The sequence below is a fragment of the Micromonospora echinospora genome (assembly GCF_014203425.1).
GTDB classification, from domain to species: domain Bacteria; phylum Actinomycetota; class Actinomycetes; order Mycobacteriales; family Micromonosporaceae; genus Micromonospora; species Micromonospora echinospora_A.
Genome location: NZ_JACHJC010000001.1, coordinates 63,584 through 81,202, shown reverse-complemented (window position 1 = coordinate 81,202; position 17,619 = coordinate 63,584). Strand labels below are relative to the sequence as shown.

Below are 17,619 nucleotides of genomic sequence, written 5' to 3'. Positions count from 1 at the left end.
AGTGAGCCGGTCTTGCGAGCCCCGCAGTCGCGAACGAAGGAGGCACAGCCGATGAGGGAGTCGACGGCGCAGGCGCTGCGCGACGGTGGCCTGGACCCGGAGCGGGTCCGGCGGATCATCCTCGACGCGCTGCACGAGGACCTCGGGCCCGACTTCCTCGACGTCACGAGCGTGGCCACCATCCCGGCCGAGCAGCAGGACACGGCCGATCTGGTGGCGCGCGCCGACGGCGTGGTGGCCGGGCTGCCGGTGGCCGCCGCCGTGTTCGAGCTGGTGGCCGACGTGACCGGCGCCGGCCGTACGGTCGAGGTTGAGCTCGTGGCCCACGACGGGCAGCGGGTGGCGCGCGGCGACGTGCTGGCCACAGTGACCGGGCCGACCCGGCTGCTGCTGACCGGCGAGCGGACGGCGCTGAACCTGCTGTCCCGCATGTCCGGGGTGGCGACGCACACCCGGGCCTGGGCCGACGAGCTGGCCGGCACGAAGGCGACGGTGCTGGACACCCGCAAGACCACGCCGGGCCTGCGGGCGCTGGAGAAGTACGCGGTCCGGGCCGGTGGCGGCACCAACAAGCGGATGGGCCTGTACGACGTCGCCATGATCAAGGACAACCACAAGGTCGCCGCGGGCGGGATCGGTGCCGCGTTCCGCCGGGTCCGGGAGGCGTTCCCCGACGTCGCGGTGCAGGTGGAGGTGGACACGCCGGCCGAGGCGGTGGAGGCGGTCGAGGCGGGCGCCCGCTTCCTGCTGCTGGACAACATGACCCCGGCGCAGCTGCGCGAGGTGGTGGCGTCGGTGGGCGACCGGGCGGAGCTGGAGGCCACCGGCGGGCTGACGCTGCCGATGGCCGCCGAGTACGGCGCCACGGGCGTCGACTTCCTCTCCGTCGGCGCGCTCACCCACTCGTCGCCGATCCTGGACATCGCCCTCGACCTGCGCGACGTCTAGGCTGCCGCTGTGCTGCTCTGCATCGACATCGGAAACACGAACACCGTGCTGGCGACCTTCGACGGCGACAAGCTGGTGCATTCGTGGCGCATCAAGACCGACGCCCGCTCCACCGCGGACGAACTGGGCCTGATGTTCCGCGGGCTGCTCGCCGGTGACGCCGTGGAGATCACCGGGGTGGCCGCCTGCTCGACGGTGCCGGCGGCGCTGCGCTCGCTGCGCACCATGCTCGACAGGTACTACGCCGACCTGCCCAGCGTGATCATCGAGCCGGGCGTGCGTACCGGCGTCCAGCTCGCCATCGACAACCCGAAGGAGGTGGGCGCGGACCGCGTGGTGAACACGCTTGCCGCGTACACGCTCTACGGCGGGCCGTCGATCGTGGTGGACTTCGGTACCACCACCAACTTCGACGTGATCAGCAGCCGGGGGGAGTTCCTCGGCGGGGCGTTCGCGCCCGGCATCGAGATCTCCTTCGACGCGCTGGCCGCCCGCGCCGCGCAGTTGCGCAAGGTGGAGGCGACCCGTCCGCGCTCGGTGATCGGCAAGAACACCGTCGAGTGTCTTCAGGCCGGGCTCTACTTCGGCTTTGCCGGTCAGGTGGACCGGATCGTCGAGCGGATGTCCGAGGAACTGGGCGGGGTCAAGGCGGTCATCGCCACCGGTGGCCTGGCGTCGCTGGTGCTCGGTGAGTGCCACACCATCACCCACCACGAACCGATGATCACGCTGATCGGCCTGCGGATGGTCTACGACCGCAACACCTGAGGTGTAAGGAAGGGCCCCCTTTTAACGCCTCAGGTAGAGGAGGGGCCCCTTCTTAACACCGGCGCTTCAACGCCGCCTGGCACGGAGCACCATCGTGCGGTACGGCAGCTCCACGGCGTCCCGGCCGGCCAGGTCGGGGTGGGTGGCGAACAGCTCCGCCAGCTCCGCGTCCACCCGTCGCCGCTCGTCCGCGTCGGCGGTCAGCCAGAACGAGCGGGTGTGCAGCATGCCCACCACCTCGTCCGGCGTGAGCGTGGTCGCGTGCGCGAACTCGCCCACCTCGACCGCGGTGAAGGCGGCGCCGAAGTCCGCGTACCGCTGCGTCACGTCGCCGGCGTTGTCGCCGAGGTGTGCGATCCGGGTCAGCTCCGCGACCCAGCCCACCCGCTCGTCCCGGATGTTCCAGACCGGCGCGAACGTGCCGCCCGCGCGCAGCACGCGCGCGATCTCCGCGTGTGCCGGTTCCCTGTCGAACCAGTGGTAGGCCTGCCCGACCAGCACCGCGTCCGCCGGCCCGTCCGGCAGCGGCACGGCCTCGGCGCTGCCGGCGAGCGCCGTCGTGCCCGGCGTGGCGTCGGCCAGTTGCGCCCGCATCCCGGGATCCGGCTCCACGGGTACGACCTGCGCCACCGCCCCGTCGGCGGTGAGCTCCAGCAGTCCCCGGGTGAGGATGCCCGTGCCCGCGCCGAGGTCCACCACCCGGGCCCCGGACAGTCCGTCCAGCGCCCAGCGCAGCGCGGCCTGGGGATAACGGGGACGGAACCGGTCGTACTCGGCCGCGGCGGCGCCGAACGAGAGAGCCGCAGTGGGGTCGGTCATGACGGGCAGGTTATCCCGTAACGGCCGCCAGGCCGCTTGAGTACGCTCATGTGCTGACCCCGCCGATGTTCCCAAGGCCTGAGGAAGCGTGCCGTGACCGAGCAGAACGCCCTGCCAGCAGACCCCGCCGACGACCTTCCCGAGCAGATGAAGGTCCGCCGGGAGAAGCGGGACCGGATGCTCGCCGAGGGCACCGAGCCGTACCCGGTGGGTTTTCCGCGCACCACCACGCTGGCGCGGCTGCGCGAGCGCTACGCGGACCTGCCCACCGACACCGCCACCGGCGACCGGGCCTCGGTCACCGGCCGGGTGATCTTCATTCGCAACACCGGCAAGCTCTGCTTCGCAACGCTTCGCGACGGTGACGGCACCGAACTCCAGGCGATGCTCTCGCTGGACCGGGTCGGGCCGGAGCGGCTGGCGGACTGGAAGCGCCTGGTCGACCTCGGCGACCATGTCGGCGTGACCGGCGAGGTGATCACCAGCCGGCGCGGCGAGCTGTCCGTGCTCGCCGAGGAGTGGGCGGTCACCGCCAAGGCGCTGCGCCCGCTGCCGGTGGCGCACAAGCCGCTGAGCGAGGAGTCCCGGGTCCGCCAGCGCTACGTGGACCTGGTGGTTCGCCCGCAGGCCCGGCAGATGGTCCGCACCCGGGCCACCGCCGTCCGCAGCCTGCGGGACACCCTGCACGGGCAGGACTACATCGAGGTCGAGACCCCGATGCTGCAACTGCTGCACGGCGGTGCGGCGGCCCGCCCATTCGTGACCCACAGCAATGCGCTCGACACGGATCTGTATCTGCGAATCGCGCCGGAACTATTTCTCAAGCGCGCGGTGGTCGGCGGCGTCGACCGCGTCTTCGAGATCAACCGCAACTTCCGTAATGAGGGCATCGACTCTTCGCACTCGCCGGAGTTCGCGATGCTGGAGGCGTACCAGGCGTACGGCGACTACGACACGATGGCCGAGCTGACCCGAAATCTCGTACAGCAGGCCGCGGTCGCGGTCGCCGGATCGACCGTGGTGACCCACGCGGACGGGCACGAGTTCGATCTGGGTGGCGAGTGGCGCTCGGTGACGCTGTTCGGTGTTCTTTCCGAAGCGCTCGGTGAGGAGGTCACCGTCCGCACCGAAAGAGCACGCCTGGTCGAGTACGCGGACAAGGTCGGTCTCTCCGTCGACCCGAAGTGGGGACCGGGCAAGCTGGCCGAGGAGTTGTTCGAGGAACTCGTGGTGCCGTCGCTTCAGGCGCCCACGTTCGTCCGCGACTACCCGGAGGAGACCAGCCCGCTGACCCGGGCCCACCGCAGCGAGCCGGGCCTTGCCGAGAAGTGGGACCTGTACGTGCTCGGATTCGAGCTGGGCACTGCGTACTCCGAGCTGGTCGACCCGGTCGTGCAGCGGGAGCGGCTGATGGCCCAGGCGCAGCTCGCGGCGCGCGGCGACGACGAGGCGATGCGGCTGGACGAGGATTTTCTCCGAGCGATGGAGTATGGAATGCCGCCCTCCGGTGGCATGGGAATGGGAATCGATCGCCTGCTGATGGCGCTGACCGGGCTGGGAATTCGGGAAACGATCCTGTTCCCGTTGGTCCGGCCGGAGTAGGCGCTCCCGCAAAGCTTCTCCGGCTCGTTACCCCGTCCTATTGACGGAACAAGCGCCGGACGGGTTATTGTGCTCTCGGAGTATTGCAGGAGCACTACCCTGCTCGAAAGGAATGTGGGACGTGGCCAAGCAGATCATTCACAAGCTGGTCGATGACCTGGACGGCGGGGACGCTGACGAGACCGTCAAGTTCGCGCTCGACGGCGTGCAGTACGAGATCGACCTCTCCGCACCCAACGCAGAGAAATTGCGTGACGTATTCGCGCCGTACATCGCGAACGGAACGAAGGTCGGTCGCGGGGGTGTGGTCGTGGGCGGCCGGGCCGCTCGGGGTCGAGGCGGCGCGACCGCGGACCGCGAGCAGAACCGGGCCATCCGCGAGTGGGCCAAGAAGGCCGGCAAGGACATCTCCGACCGGGGTCGTATCCCGCAGGAGATCGTGGACGAGTACCACGCGAAGGCGGGGCACTGACCCCAGCCTCGCCACGGGCGACACGACGCCGGACCGGAGTGCCACTCCGGGCCGGCGTCGCCGTTATCCGGGCCGTTGTGACGGTTCCGGGGCCGGTGTGACGGTTCCGCCTGGCCGTCCCTTGCGGTACCGGATGTCCGGTCCGGCCCACCTGTTCGACCCGTCTCGTCCGGGCCGGCGGGGCGGGAAGAAATCCCCGCCGGGAGCGGTTGTCCACAGGCGGTGGAGATTCCATCCACAGGCTGTGGACGACGTCGGCGGGCGCACTGTCGCCGCATCGGGTCCACTTGACCGGCCGTTTGGCGCCGGTCGGATTTCGCTCTGCGCGTACAGGCAGGGGTCCCGGAACACCTCCTGAGCGTGGACGGTTGTCAGAAACGACGTCGGAACGACCATTCGCGGGGCCACACGACCTCAGCGGAGGCGGCCCGCGGCGATAGAGTAAGGAGGCACGGACGCCCATCCCGGACGTCCGCGCACCGGCCCCGCCGAGATCTGACCATCAAGGCGCACGGCACGTGAGGAGCACGAGGGCATGTTCGAGCGGTTCACCGACCGAGCGCGACGGGTTGTCGTCCTGGCCCAAGAAGAGGCCCGGATGCTCAACCACAACTACATCGGTACGGAACACATCCTGTTGGGCCTGATCCATGAGGGTGAGGGTGTCGCGGCGAAGGCCCTGGAGAGCCTCGGCATCTCCCTGGAGGGCGTGCGTCAGCAGGTCGAGGAGATCATCGGTCAGGGTCAGCAGGCGCCGAGCGGGCACATCCCGTTCACGCCGCGGGCCAAGAAGGTGCTGGAGCTGTCGCTGCGCGAGGCGTTGCAGCTCGGCCACAACTACATCGGCACGGAGCACATCCTGCTGGGCCTGATCCGCGAGGGCGAGGGCGTCGCCGCCCAGGTCCTGGTGAAGCTGGGCGCCGACCTGAACCGGGTCCGCCAGCAGGTCATCCAGCTGCTGTCGGGCTATCAGGGCAAGGAGCCGGCCGCGGCGGGTGCCGCGCCGGGTGAGGCCGCGCCGTCGACCAGCCTGGTGTTGGACCAGTTCGGCCGGAACCTGACCCAGGCCGCCCGGGAGGGCAAGCTCGACCCGGTGATCGGGCGCGAGAAGGAGATCGAGCGGGTCATGCAGGTGCTGTCCCGCCGCACCAAGAACAACCCGGTGCTGATCGGTGAGCCCGGCGTCGGCAAGACCGCCGTGGTGGAGGGCCTGTCCCAGAAGATCATCAAGGGCGAGGTGCCGGAGACGCTGAAGGACAAGCAGCTCTACACCCTGGACCTCGGTGCTCTGGTGGCGGGTTCGCGCTATCGGGGTGATTTCGAGGAGCGTCTGAAGAAGGTCCTCAAGGAGATCCGCACCCGCGGCGACATCATCTTGTTCATCGACGAGATCCACACCCTCGTCGGCGCGGGCGCGGCCGAGGGTGCGATCGACGCGGCGAGCATTTTGAAGCCGATGCTGGCTCGTGGTGAGCTGCAGACCATCGGCGCCACCACGCTGGATGAGTACCGCAAGCATTTGGAGAAGGACGCCGCTCTGGAGCGTCGTTTCCAGCCGATCCAGGTGGGTGAGCCGTCCCTGGCGCACACCATCGAGATTTTGAAGGGCCTGCGGGACCGCTACGAGGCGCACCACCGGGTGTCGATCACCGACGCCGCCCTGGTCGCCGCCGCGACGCTGGCGGATCGGTACATCTCGGATCGGTTCCTGCCGGACAAGGCGATCGACCTGATCGACGAGGCGGGTGCGCGGATGCGGATCCGTCGGATGACCGCGCCGCCGGACCTGCGGGACTTCGACGAGCGCATCGCGCAGGTGCGTCGGGACAAGGAGTCCGCGATCGACGCGCAGGACTTCGAGCGGGCCGCGCAGCTGCGCGACACCGAGAAGCAGCTGCTGGGTCAGAAGGCGCAGCGGGAGAAGGAGTGGAAGGCCGGCGACCTCGACGTCGTGTCCGAGGTTGATGACGAGCAGATCGCCGAGGTCCTCGGTAACTGGACCGGCATCCCGGTGTACAAGCTGACCGAGGAGGAAACCTCCCGGCTGCTGCGTATGGAAGACGAGCTGCACAAGCGCGTCATCGGTCAGGAAGACGCCGTCAAGGCCGTGTCGAAGGCGATCCGCCGTACCCGCGCAGGGTTGAAGGACCCGAAGCGGCCGTCCGGCTCGTTCATCTTCGCCGGCCCGTCCGGTGTCGGTAAGACCGAGCTGTCCAAGGCGCTCGCCGAGTTCCTCTTCGGCAGCGAGGACGCCCTCATCCAGCTCGACATGTCGGAGTTCCACGACCGGTACACCGTGTCCCGCCTGGTCGGCGCGCCGCCCGGGTATGTCGGGTATGACGAGGGTGGGCAGCTGACCGAGAAGGTCCGTCGCCGGCCGTTCTCCGTGGTGTTGTTCGACGAGATCGAAAAAGCTCACCCGGACGTGTTCAACACGCTCCTGCAGATCCTGGAAGACGGCCGTCTCACCGACGGTCAGGGCCGGATCGTGGACTTCAAGAACACCGTCATCATCCTGACCACCAACCTCGGCACCCGCGACGTCGCCAAAGCCGTGTCGCTGGGTTTCCAGGCGTCGGAGGACTCCGAGTCGAACTACGACCGGATGAAGCAGAAAGTCAACGACGAACTCAAGCAGCACTTCCGGCCCGAGTTCCTCAACCGCATCGACGACACCATCGTCTTCCACCAGCTGCGCCAGCAGGAAATCCTGTCGATCGTCGACATCATGATCCAGCGCATCGAAACCCAGCTGCGCAACAAGGACATGGGCCTCGAACTGACCGACAACGCCAAGAAGTACCTCGCCCTCAAGGGCTTCGACCCCGTCCTCGGCGCACGGCCCCTGCGCCGCACCATCCAACGCGACATCGAGGACAACCTGTCCGAACGGATCCTGTTCAACGAGCTGACCCCGGGTCAGATCGTCGTCGTGGACTGCGAGGGCGACCCGGAGAACATCGACAAGTCCAAGCTCGTCTTCCGGGGCGCGGACCGGCCGGACGCCGTGCCGGACGCGGTCCCGGCGGACCTCGGTGGCACCGCCGCCACCGGCGCGGACGACGCCGCGTAAGTCCGCACAGTTCGAGGGCGACGGCCCCGGTAGGCGAAAGCCACCGGGGCCGTCGCCTTTCCCGTGCCCGCCCACCGCGCGTGCCCGCCCACCGCGTCCCGGAGTGCCGCCAGCCCTGCCGCCGCCGCCCGCGCGCCCAGCCCTACCCACCGCCCTGCCCGCCCTCCCTCCCGCCCCCGGAGGGCCCGCCCCGCCCGCCCTTGCCCTGGTTGATCATGAAGTTGACCGCACTTGGCGTCCCATTTGTCGCCGCTAACTTCATGATCGACAGGGCGGGCGAGGGTGGGGCGAGGTGCGGGAGCGGGGCGAGGCGCGAGGGCGGGGAGGCGGGGTGGAGGGGAGGCGGGAGGGAGGGGAGTGGGCCGGTCAGGGGAGGGGGACGGCGGGGCCGTCACCGGCCAGGCGGAACGACTCCTCGCCCACCGGTTCCACCAGTCCGTCAGTGACCAGGCCGGCCAGCGCGCGGGCCCGCTGGACGTCGTCCTGCCAGACCTGGTCCAGCCGCTGGTGCGGCACCGGCCCGGTGGCGTCGCGGAGCACGGCGAGCAGCAGTCCGCGTACCTGCCGGTCGGTGCCGGCGTAGCGCTGCGGACGGCGCGTCGGCCCGGTAGGGGCGGCCTGGCCGGAGGCCCGCCAGGCGCAACTCGACTCGACCGGGCAGATCGCGCAGCGCGGGGCGCGGGCGGTGCAGACGACCGCCCCGAGTTCCATGAACGCGGCGCTGGCCAGGGCGGCGGCGGCCGGTTCGATCGGCAGCAGTTCCTCGGTGGCGACCAGGTCGGCGGGGCGGGTCGTCGGACCGGCGTCGGGTTCACCGGCGATCGCCCGGCACACCACGCGCCGCACGTTCGTGTCCACCACCGGATGTCGCTGCCCGTACGCGAAGGCGGCGACCGCGCGTGCCGTGTACGTGCCGACGCCCGGCAGCGCCAGCAGCTGGTCGAGCCGGTCGGGCACCACGCCGCCGTGCCGCTCCACGATGGCCACCGCGCACTCGCGCAGGCGTACCGCCCGGCGGGGGTAGCCGAGCCGCCCCCACATGCGGATCGCCTCGGCCGGGGTGTCCTCGGCGAGCGCGCGCGGCTCGGGCCAGCGGGCCAGCCACGCCTGGAAGGCGGGCACCACCCGTACCACCGGGGTCTGCTGGAGCATGACCTCGGAAACCAGGATCGCCCAGGCGCCGGTACCCGGCTCGCGCCAGGGCAGTTCACGGGCGTTGCGCTCGTACCACCTGCTGACCTGGGTGGCGAATGTGGGCTCGGACATCGCGTCGCCGATCATGTCACGGCTGTCTTTCCCGCAGGTTGGGCGGGGCGGGTGGCCGGGCGCGATCGATCATGGGCGACGGGGCAGAATGTCCGAATGAACGAGCTCGCGATCACCGTCATCGGCCGGGACCGGCCGGGCATCGTCGCCGACGTCGCCGAGGTCCTCGCCCGGCTCGGCGCGAACCTCACCGACTCGACGATGACCCGGCTGCGTGGACACTTCGCGATGACCCTGATCTGCGTGGGACCGGCCGCCGCCGACGTCGAGGCCGCGCTGGCCCCGCTCGCCGCCGACGGGCACCTGCTGGCCACCGTACGCACGGTCACGCCCGACGCCGGCAGCGCGCCCGCCGGTGAGCCGTACGTGCTGGCGGTGCACGGCGCCGACCGGATGGGCATCGTGGCGGCGATGACCCGGGTGCTCACCGACGCGGGCGGGAACGTGACCGACCTGAGCACGCGGCTGACCGGTTCGCTCTACGTGGTGGTCGCCGAGGTCGAGCTGCCGCCGGGCGTCTCCGACGAGGTGGCCGGCCGGCTCACGCGCGTCGCGGCGGAGCTGGGTGTCGGGGTCAGCCTCCGCCCGGCGGACACGGACCTGCTGTGACCGGGCCGGAGTACGCGGGCCTGGGCGGCTGGACGCCGGAGAAGCTCGGTGTCGCCGGTGCGGTACGCCCGGTGGTGGCCGCGCCGGAGCCGGTGCTGAGCCAACCCGGCCCGGAGGTCGACCCGACGTCTGCCGACGTGGTGCGGCTCGCCGCGGACCTGGTGGCCACGATGCGGGTCTCGCCCGGCTGTGTGGGCCTGGCGGCGCCGCAGGTGGGGGTGAGCGCGCAGGTGTTCGCGGTGGACGTCACCGGGCACCCGAAGGCGGTCACCGTGCACGGCACGTTCGTGCTCTGCAACGCGCGGGTGGTGGAGGCGAGCCGGTGGAAGGCGGGCCGGGAGGGCTGCATGTCGGTGCCGGACCTGACCGGCGACGTGAAGCGGGCCAGCCGGCTGGTGGTGGAGGGCGCGCTGCCGGGCACCGGGGAACCGGTCCGGTTGGTGACCGACGGTTTCGAGGCGCGTGCGCTCCAGCACGAGATCGACCACTGCGCGGGGCTGCTCTTCCTCGACCGGGTGGCCGGCGCGCACGCGATCTACCAGCGCAAGGTCTACCTCTGACGGTGGCGGCGGTTATCCGGTGTGGACGGTGGTGGCCGTACGGCGGCGGGTTCCCGGCGCGTCGGACCGGCGAGCCGTGCGCCGCGCGGCTACGGTAGGCGCATCATGCGTCTGACGGTCGGCCCCCTGCCCCCTGCTGTGTACTGGCGGCGTCGTGCCGTCGTGCTCGGCGCGGGGTTGCTCTTCCTGATTGTCCTGCTCTACTCGTGCACCGGCACGGACCGTAACACCGGCGCGCCGGGCACGGACCCGTCGCCGACCGGTTCCGCCGGGGCCGAGCCGGGCCCGTCCGGCTCGGTGTTGACGCCGCAGTCGGGGAGCCCGTCGCCGACACCCGGCGACGTGGGCGGCGGCGGCGCGAACACCGGTGGCGGCAACACCGGCGGGAACAACACCGGCGGGAACAACACCGGTGGCGGGAACACCGATGGCGGCACCGGTAACGGCGGCGCGAACGGGCAGCCCGTCTCGGACGACGGCACCTGCACCGACTCGGAGTTGCGGGTGACGCCGGTCGCGGCGCCGGCCACCGCCCAGCGGGGCACTGTGGTCACGCTGCGTCTCAAGGTCAAGAATGTGTCGAACCGTACGTGCAGCAGGGACGTCGGCGCCGACCTTCAGGAGCTGTACCTCAAGGCGGGCGCGGAGAAGATCTGGTCCTCGGACACGTGCGGCACCGGCAAGGGCTCGGACGTGCAGTCCTTCACGCCGAATTTCGAGCGCTCCTACGAGCTGGGCTGGAACGGCCGGGTGGACAACCGGTGCGCCAACGGGCTCGCGAACGGTGAGTTCGCCGCGATCGGCGCGTACCAGGTGTTCGCCCGCGTCGGCACCAAGATCAGCGAACCGGTGAAGCTGACGATCACCGGCTGAGCGGCGGGGTCAGACGTACCGTTCGAGGATGGACGCCTCGGCGAGCCGCGACAGGCCCTCGCGGACCCCGCGGGCGCGGGCGTCGCCCACGCCCTCGACGGCCTGGAGGTCCTCCACCGTCGCGCCGAGCAGCCGCTGGAGGCTGCCGAAGTGCACCACCAGCCGGTCGACCACGGCGACCGGCAGCCGGGGCACCTTGGCGAGCAGGCGGAACCCGCGCGGGCTGACCGCCGCGTCGAGCGCGTCCGAGGCGGACGGGTAGCCGATCGCCTTGGCGACCGCCACGAGGTCGATCAGCTCGGTGGCGCTGAGCAGGTCGAGTTCGACAAGCGCCTCGTCCAGGGTGCGCGACTTGCGGCCGACCGGCAGGTAGTCGCGGATGACCAGGGTGCGGTCGGCGTCCACGCCGGCCATCAACTCGTCGAGCTGAAGGGCCAGCAGGCGGCCGTCGGTGCCCAGCTCGACCACGTAACCGGCGATCTCGTCGGCGATGCGGCGGACCATCTCCAGCCGCTGCACCACAGCCACCGCGTCGCGGACGGTGACCAGGTCTTCGATCTCCAGCGCGGAGAGCGTGCCGGAGACCTCGTCCAGCCGCAGCTTGTAGCGCTCCAGCGTGGCCAGCGCCTGGTTGGCGCGGGACAGGATCGCCGCCGAGTCGTCCAGCACGTGTCGCTGGCCGTTCACGTAGAGGCTGATGATCCGCATCGACTGGCTGACCGAGATGACCGGGTAGCCGGTCTGCCGGGCCACCCGCTCGGCGGTGCGGTGCCGGGTGCCGGACTCCTCGGTGGGGATCGACGGGTCGGGCATCAGGTGCACGCCGGCCTGCACGATCCGGGTGCCGTCGCTGGACAGGACGACAGCGCCGTCCATCTTGCACAGCTCGCGGACCCGGGTGGCGGAGAACTCCACGTCCATCGGGAAGCCGCCGGTGCAGATCTGCTCGACCACCTTGTCGTAGCCGAGCACGATCAGCGCGCCCGTGCGGCCGCGCAGGATCCGCTCCAGGCCGTCCCGCAGGGCGGTGCCCGGAGCCATCAGGGCGAGGTTGGCGCGCAGCGGATCGCCGCCGGCCCCGCCGCCGACGCTTCCGTTGACGCTCACGCTGATGGCACGAGCGGGGTTGCCGCTCACGGCGCCGGTACGGGCGTGCGGCGTCGCCGTTGCGGGCTTGGTGGCATCGCGGTCGATCGGCACGGGCACAGTCTACGGACTGCCGTGCGGTGGGTGCTCTCGTGGTTACTGTGATGTGTCACGATGCCCGGCTCCGACGGTCGTCTTCCGGATGCGTGTGCTGTCCGGAATCGCCCGGCGGTTTCCCGCCGCGCGCTCACGCGGCGTCACTCCGCCGATGCGCGGGCGGCGGCCTGGAGGGCGGCACGCACGTCAGTGACCTCGATCACGCGCATGTTCTCCGGCCCGGCGCCGCTGCTCTCCGGTCCGCACCCGGGTGGCACGAGAGCCAGCCGGAAGCCCAGCCGGGCCGCCTCGGACAGCCTGCGGGGCACCGCGCCGACCCGGCGTACCTCGCCGGTGAGCCCCACCTCGCCGATGGCCACCAGGTGCGGGTTGAGTGCCAGGTTGAGCCCGCCGGAGGCGACCGCGAGCGCCACCGCCAGGTCGGCCGCCGGCTCGACCACCCGGATGCCGCCGACAGTGGCGGCGAAGACCTCCCGGTCGTGCAGCGTGAGCCGTTCGGTCCGGCGCTGGAGCACCGCGAGAACCATGGCGAGCCGGGCGCTGTCGAGGCCGGAGACGGTACGCCGGGGCGAACCGGCGACAGTCGCCCCGATCAGCGCCTGCACCTCGGTCACCAGCGCCCGGCGTCCCTCCATCGCCACAGTCACGCACGTGCCCGGCACCGGCTCGGAGTAGCGGGTCAGGAACAGGCCGGACGGGTCGGCCAGGCTGCTGATGCCGCCCTCGTGCATCTCGAAGCAGCCCACCTCGTCGGCCGCGCCGAACCGGTTCTTCACGCCGCGCACCATGCGCAGCGACGAGTGCTTGTCGCCCTCGAAGTGCAGCACCACGTCGACCAGGTGCTCCAGCACCCGAGGGCCGGCGACCTGGCCGTCCTTGGTGACGTGGCCGACCAGCACGGTGGCGACGCCGCGCTCCTTGGCGACCGCGACCAGGGCGGCGGTGACCGCGCGTACCTGGGTGACGCCGCCGGGCACGCCCTCGGTGCCGGTGGTGGAGATGGTCTGCACCGAGTCGAGCACCAGCAGGCCGGGCTTGACCGCGTCGAGGTGGCCGAGCACCGCCGACAGGTCGCTCTCGGCGGCCAGGTAGAGCTGGTCGTGCAGGGTGCCCATCCGCTCGGCGCGCAGTCGCACCTGGCTGACCGACTCCTCGCCGCTGACCACCAGCGACGGGCTGCCGGCCCCGGCGGCCCACTGCTGGGCGACGTCGAGCAGCAGCGTCGACTTGCCCACGCCGGGCTCGCCGGCGAGCAGCACCACCGCGCCGGGAACGAGGCCGCCGCCGAGCACCCGGTCGAGCTCGCTGACGCCGGTGGGGCGCGCGCGGGCGGGCGCGGCGCTGATGGTGGCGATCGGACGGGCCGGCTCGGCCGGAAGGCGGGAGCTGACCACCCGGCCGGAGACCAGCGGGCCGGTGATCGTGGACTCGACCACTGAGCCCCACTCGCCGCACTCGGGGCACCGGCCCACCCACTTCGGGGGCTGGTGACCGCAGGCGTCGCACTCGTAGGCCGGGCGGGGCTCGCGAGCGGCGCGACCGCGACTGGCGCCGGCACGGGAGGGGGTCGATCGGGGCGTGGTCACCACAGGACGCTAACCGGCCCGTACGACGAAAGCCCACCGGAAACGACGACACCGCCGGCGTGGCGCTGGCCACGGCGGCGGTGCCGACGGAAGGAGGACGGAGGTCAGTGGCCGCCCTCGGCGCCACCGTCCTCGGCCCCGTGCTCACGCGGGTTGACGATCTTGGACGGGGTGGGCTCCGCGGTCAGCGGGATGCCGATCGGCGCCGGGGTCGTGATGACCTTGCCGTCGCCGAAGTCGAAGGTCAGGTTGACCTGCTGGCCGACGAGCAGCTTCTGGTTCAGGCCGACGAGCTGGAGGAACCGCGGGTTGTCGGCGTTGAGCTGGGCGTACCCGAGCGCCGGGATCTCGATCCGGGCCGGCTGCCCGGCGGGCGCCGACTCGCTCGGCGACGGGCTGGCCGACGGCGACCCGGTCACCTCCAGCGACTGGCTCGGCGACGCGCTCGGGTCGGTGGCGGTCGGCGAGGCGGTGGCCGGCTCGGTCGGCGAGCCGCTCGGGGTGGCCCCGACGTCGCTGCCGCTGCCGCCGCTGAGCACGATCTCCCGGGCGCTGTCCGTGGTGACAGTCACGGTCACCGGCTTCTCGCTGTCGTTGTAGATCACCACGTTGAGCGGCGCGTTCGACCCCGCCTCGTAGCCCTTCGGCCCGGGGGTCTGCACGTAGAGCCCGCGCACCTTGTAGAGGTTGTCGGAGGTCTGGACGTTGACGCCCTGTACCGACGGGATCTTGTTGGCGGTCTCGGAAATCTGCCCGGTGCCGCACCCGGACAGCAGCAGGCTCGCCGCCGCCGTGCCGGCCAGCAGCAGGGCCGGCCCCCGGGAACCCCTGATCGAGCGCGTCACGTCGGTCCTCCTCGTCACGATCCCCGCCCGGTCGACCACCGGGCACGGGGTGGCCATACCCGCGCAGACCGCGCTCCAGGGTAGTTGGAGCTGATCGAGGCCCGCACGCGGACCCGGCAATGCCACCTTCGGAGGGGAACCTTCAGACCACCCGGCCGCTCGTCACCAGCAGCAGCACATCGATGAGCGCCACCACCAGCACCGCCCGGAAGGCGCTCGCCGAGCGTCCGGCGGTGGCGCGTCCCGCGTACCAGCCGAGGGCCGGCAGGGCGACGGCGGCGGCGACGGCCGACAGCCCGGCCCACGACGGCGGCCCCGGCGGGCCGAAGACCAGCGCGACGGTGGCCGCCAGGAGCAGTCCGGCGGCGGCGAGCCGGCTGCCGGCGGGGCCCAGCCGGTGCGGCAGGCCGCGCACCCCGGTCCGGGCGTCGTCGGCCAGGTCGGGCAGCACGTTCGCGAAGTGCGCGCCGGCGCCCAGCAGCGCGGCGGCGGCCACCAGCCAGGCCGGTGGCGCGGGCGAGCCGGGCAGCGCCAGCACCACGAACGCGGGCAGCGCGCCGAACGAGACGGCGTAGGGCAGCACCGACACCGCCGTCGACTTCAACGGCCGGTTGTAGAGCAGCGCGGAGACCAGGCCCAGCGTGGCGCAGGCCGCCGCGGCCGGGCCGCCGGCCAGCGCCAGCAGCGGGGTGGCGACGGCGGCCACCGCGACGGCCCGGGCCAGCGCCGGCCGGCTGACCGCGCCGGTGGTCACCGGTTTGTCGGTACGCCCCACCGCGGCGTCCCGCTCGGCGTCGATCAGATCGTTGCTCCAGCCGACCGCGAGCTGGCTGGCCAGCACCGTCAGCGCCACCGCCGCGACGCCGGCCGCGGAGTGCCCGGCGCCGGCGGCGAGCAGCGCGGCGACCACGGTGACCGCCGCCGCCGGCTCCGGATGGCTCGCCCTGACCAGCCCTAACACCCGTGTCGACATAAGGGAAGTCTGGTCGTTACCGGGCAGTCGTGCCACGCTCGACGCATGCCTGACGTGTCCGGGGTGTCCACTCCGCACCGGGTGCTGCCGCCGAACGACCCCCGGCAGTACGACGACCTGGCCGACGAGTGGTGGCGGCCGGACGGCGCGTTCGCCATGCTGCACTGGCTGGCGCGGGCGCGCGCGGCCATGGTGCCACCGGCGTCCACGCCGGACGATCTGCTCGTCGACCTGGGCTGCGGCGCCGGGCTGCTGGCGCCGCACCTGGCCGGCAAGGGCTACCACCACGTCGGGGTGGACCTGACCCGCTCCGCGCTGGACCAGGCCGCAGACCACGGGGTGACAGTGGTCCAGGGCGACGCGACGGCGGTGCCGCTGACCGACGGCTGCGCGGCGGTGGTCTCCGCCGGAGAGGTGCTGGAGCACGTGCCGGACTGGCGGCGCGCGGTCGCCGAGGCGTGCCGGCTGCTGCGGCCCGGCGGCCTGCTGGTGCTGGACACGCTCAACGACACGCTGCTGGCCCGGCTGATCGCGGTGGAGCTGGGCGAAAGACTGCCCACCGTGCCGCGCGGCATCCACGATCCACGGTTGTTCGTCGACGCCAGCGCGCTCGTCGCCGAGTGCGCCCGGCACGGCGTGTCGCTTGAGGTACGCGGGGTCCGCCCGGAGGTGGGCGGCACGCTTGCCTGGTTGCTGCGCCGCATGCGCGGCGGCGGCGACCGTCCGGGCAGGACCGAGCCGCGCATGGTGCCGACCCGGTCGGCAGCGGTGCTGTACCAGGGCTGGGGGCGCCGGAGCGGGTAGCCGGGGCCGCCCGGGGTAAAGGACGCCGAGAAGGGGGCGACATGAGTGTGCACGCGCTGGAGGCGGCCCGCCGGTTGGCGCCGCGACTGGCCGCCCGCGCGGCCGAGCACGACCGCGACGGCTCGTTCCCCGTGGACGACTTCGCGGACCTGCGGGCAGCCGGGCTGTTCGGGCTGATGGTGCCGCCCGAGCTGGGCGGCACGGGCGCGAGCTTCGCCGAGTACGCAGCGGTCGCCACCGAACTGGCCCGGGGCAACGGCGCGACCGCGCTGGTGTTCAACATGCACGCCTCGGTCACCGGCGCGCTGGGCGCGGTCACCGAGGAACTGGCCGAGGCGCTCGGCGTACCGGAGGAGGCGCTTGCCGCGCGGGACCGGCTGCTGCGCGCGGCGGCCGACGGCGCCTGGTACGCGGTGGCGATGAGCGAACGCGGCGCCGGTGCCCGCCTGTCCCAGCTCAGCACCGTCTACGAGCCGGTCGAGGGCGGCTGGCACATCAAGGGCAGCAAGACGTTCTGCTCCGGCGCCGGCCACCCGGACGGCTACCTGGTGGCCGCCCGCAGCGCCGTCGACCAGTCGGTGGTGTCGCAGTTCCTGGTCCCGGCCGGGGAGGGGATCACCGTCGAGCCCACCTGGGACTCGCTCGGCATGCGGGCCACCTCGTCGCACGACGTGCACCTGGACGTGACGGTTCCGGCCGACCGGCTGCTCGGCGGCGTCGAAGGGCTGGCCCTGGTGGTCGCCCAGCTCATGCCGCACTGGCTGGTGGCGAGCTACGCCGCGGTCTACGTGGGCGTGGCCCGGGCCGCCATCGACGCGGCCGCCGAGCACCTCAACGCCCGCAACCTCGCCGGCCTGCCGGCGGTACGGGCCCGCCTGGGCCGGGCGGACGCCGCCACCGCCGCCGCCGAACTGGTGGTCGCCGAGGCGGCCCGCCGGGTCGACGAGGCCCCCGGCGACGCGGAGACGAACCGCTGGGTGTGGCGCGCCAAGCTGCTGGCCGGCACCACCGCCGCCGAGGTGGCGGCCTCCATGCTGGAGGCGGCCGGCACCTCGGCGACCCGCCGCGGGCATCCGCTGGAGCGGCTCTACCGGGACGCCCGCTGCGGCTCGCTGCACCCGGCCACGTCCGACGTCTGCGCCGACTGGCTCGGCATCGCCGCGCTCGGCGGGGACCCGGACCGGGACAGCGCGCTCCCTCGTTGGTGAGCAGGAGTCG

Annotated in this window: 16 protein-coding genes; 10 read left to right on the top strand and 6 right to left on the bottom strand. The window is 72.2% G+C overall.

What is annotated here, in order from left to right; genetic code table 11:
- Positions 1–51 precede the first annotated feature (51 nt).
- On the top strand, positions 52–948 hold the full coding sequence (gene nadC / locus FHU28_RS00390) for a carboxylating nicotinate-nucleotide diphosphorylase (protein WP_184679774.1): 897 nt from the start codon (positions 52–54) through the stop codon (positions 946–948).
- 9 nt (positions 949–957) lie between these two features.
- The gene (locus FHU28_RS00385) at positions 958–1,716 is read left to right on the top strand and encodes a type III pantothenate kinase (protein ID WP_184679773.1); all 759 of its coding nucleotides are present in this window, start codon (positions 958–960) and stop codon (positions 1,714–1,716) included.
- A 66-nt stretch (positions 1,717–1,782) separates the two neighbouring features.
- Here the strand turns inward: FHU28_RS00385 and FHU28_RS00380 are convergent, their stop codons facing one another.
- Positions 1,783–2,535: a class I SAM-dependent methyltransferase gene (locus FHU28_RS00380; RefSeq protein ID WP_184679772.1), complete on the bottom strand. Its 753-nt coding sequence runs from the start codon at positions 2,533–2,535 to the stop codon at positions 1,783–1,785.
- A 93-nt stretch (positions 2,536–2,628) separates the two neighbouring features.
- Between FHU28_RS00380 and lysS the strand changes: the two genes are divergently transcribed.
- From lysS to FHU28_RS00365, 3 genes are all read left to right on the top strand, one after another.
- Positions 2,629–4,137 carry a lysine--tRNA ligase gene (gene lysS / locus FHU28_RS00375; protein ID WP_116505300.1) on the top strand — a complete coding sequence of 503 codons (1,509 nt, stop codon included), beginning with the start codon at positions 2,629–2,631 and terminating at the stop codon, positions 4,135–4,137.
- Positions 4,138–4,258: 121 nt separating this feature from the next.
- Positions 4,259–4,609 (top strand): histone-like nucleoid-structuring protein Lsr2, encoded by a 351-nt coding sequence (locus tag FHU28_RS00370; RefSeq protein ID WP_198937531.1) that lies wholly within the window; start codon positions 4,259–4,261, stop codon positions 4,607–4,609.
- A 535-nt stretch (positions 4,610–5,144) separates the two neighbouring features.
- Positions 5,145–7,682 carry an ATP-dependent Clp protease ATP-binding subunit gene (locus tag FHU28_RS00365; RefSeq protein ID WP_184679770.1) on the top strand — a complete coding sequence of 846 codons (2,538 nt, stop codon included), beginning with the start codon at positions 5,145–5,147 and terminating at the stop codon, positions 7,680–7,682.
- Between the two features lie 366 nt (positions 7,683–8,048).
- Here the strand turns inward: FHU28_RS00365 and FHU28_RS00360 are convergent, their stop codons facing one another.
- Positions 8,049–8,948 (bottom strand): HhH-GPD family protein, encoded by a 900-nt coding sequence (locus tag FHU28_RS00360; protein ID WP_184679768.1) that lies wholly within the window; start codon positions 8,946–8,948, stop codon positions 8,049–8,051.
- Positions 8,949–9,044: 96 nt separating this feature from the next.
- Between FHU28_RS00360 and FHU28_RS00355 the strand changes: the two genes are divergently transcribed.
- The 3 genes from FHU28_RS00355 (at position 9,045) to FHU28_RS00345 (ending at position 10,990) form a co-directional block, all read left to right on the top strand.
- Positions 9,045–9,557, top strand: coding sequence for a glycine cleavage system transcriptional repressor (locus tag FHU28_RS00355; protein ID WP_184679767.1), 513 nt, complete (start codon positions 9,045–9,047; stop codon positions 9,555–9,557).
- Entirely contained in the window at positions 9,554–10,117 is a 564-nt protein-coding gene (locus FHU28_RS00350) for a peptide deformylase (RefSeq protein ID WP_184679766.1), read from the top strand. Before FHU28_RS00355 ends, FHU28_RS00350 begins: the two co-directional genes overlap by 4 nt.
- Before the next feature lie 105 nt (positions 10,118–10,222).
- The gene (locus FHU28_RS00345) at positions 10,223–10,990 is read left to right on the top strand and encodes a hypothetical protein (RefSeq protein WP_184679765.1); all 768 of its coding nucleotides are present in this window, start codon (positions 10,223–10,225) and stop codon (positions 10,988–10,990) included.
- Between the two features lie 9 nt (positions 10,991–10,999).
- On the opposite strand, the gene disA is transcribed toward FHU28_RS00345, so the two are convergent.
- The 4 genes from disA to FHU28_RS00325 form a co-directional block, all read right to left on the bottom strand.
- A complete protein-coding gene (gene disA, locus FHU28_RS00340) occupies positions 11,000–12,190 on the bottom strand; it encodes a DNA integrity scanning diadenylate cyclase DisA (RefSeq protein ID WP_030502855.1) in 1,191 nt (396 codons plus the stop codon).
- Positions 12,191–12,333: 143 nt separating this feature from the next.
- A complete protein-coding gene (radA, locus tag FHU28_RS00335; RefSeq protein ID WP_184679764.1) occupies positions 12,334–13,779 on the bottom strand; it encodes a DNA repair protein RadA in 1,446 nt (481 codons plus the stop codon).
- A 104-nt stretch (positions 13,780–13,883) separates the two neighbouring features.
- The gene (locus FHU28_RS00330) at positions 13,884–14,624 is read right to left on the bottom strand and encodes a hypothetical protein (RefSeq protein ID WP_184679763.1); all 741 of its coding nucleotides are present in this window, start codon (positions 14,622–14,624) and stop codon (positions 13,884–13,886) included.
- 142 nt (positions 14,625–14,766) lie between these two features.
- A complete protein-coding gene (locus tag FHU28_RS00325; RefSeq protein WP_221453074.1) occupies positions 14,767–15,597 on the bottom strand; it encodes a UbiA family prenyltransferase in 831 nt (276 codons plus the stop codon).
- Positions 15,598–15,642: 45 nt separating this feature from the next.
- On the opposite strand from FHU28_RS00325, the gene FHU28_RS00320 reads away from it, so the two are divergent.
- Both FHU28_RS00320 and FHU28_RS00315 read left to right on the top strand, forming a co-directional pair.
- Positions 15,643–16,401, top strand: a complete 759-nt coding sequence (locus FHU28_RS00320) for a methyltransferase domain-containing protein (protein WP_184679761.1) — start codon at positions 15,643–15,645, stop codon at positions 16,399–16,401.
- Positions 16,402–16,442: 41 nt separating this feature from the next.
- Positions 16,443–17,609, top strand: a complete 1,167-nt coding sequence (locus tag FHU28_RS00315) for an acyl-CoA dehydrogenase family protein (protein ID WP_184679760.1) — start codon at positions 16,443–16,445, stop codon at positions 17,607–17,609.
- Positions 17,610–17,619 lie beyond the last annotated feature (10 nt).

Bases quoted from the DNA above. Each gene is read 5' to 3' on its own strand.
- nadC (WP_184679774.1), top strand. From the start codon at position 52: ATGAGGGAGTCGACGGCGCAGGCGCTGCGCGACGGTGGCCTGGACCCG.
- FHU28_RS00380 (WP_184679772.1), bottom strand. From the start codon at position 2,535: ATGACCGACCCCACTGCGGCTCTCTCGTTCGGCGCCGCCGCGGCCGAG.
- FHU28_RS00365 (WP_184679770.1), top strand. From the start codon at position 5,145: ATGTTCGAGCGGTTCACCGACCGAGCGCGACGGGTTGTCGTCCTGGCC.
- FHU28_RS00360 (WP_184679768.1), bottom strand. From the start codon at position 8,948: ATGTCCGAGCCCACATTCGCCACCCAGGTCAGCAGGTGGTACGAGCGC.
- FHU28_RS00355 (WP_184679767.1), top strand. From the start codon at position 9,045: ATGAACGAGCTCGCGATCACCGTCATCGGCCGGGACCGGCCGGGCATC.
- FHU28_RS00345 (WP_184679765.1), top strand. From the start codon at position 10,223: ATGCGTCTGACGGTCGGCCCCCTGCCCCCTGCTGTGTACTGGCGGCGT.
- FHU28_RS00325 (WP_221453074.1), bottom strand. From the start codon at position 15,597: ATGTCGACACGGGTGTTAGGGCTGGTCAGGGCGAGCCATCCGGAGCCG.
- FHU28_RS00320 (WP_184679761.1), top strand. From the start codon at position 15,643: ATGCCTGACGTGTCCGGGGTGTCCACTCCGCACCGGGTGCTGCCGCCG.
- FHU28_RS00315 (WP_184679760.1), top strand. From the start codon at position 16,443: ATGAGTGTGCACGCGCTGGAGGCGGCCCGCCGGTTGGCGCCGCGACTG.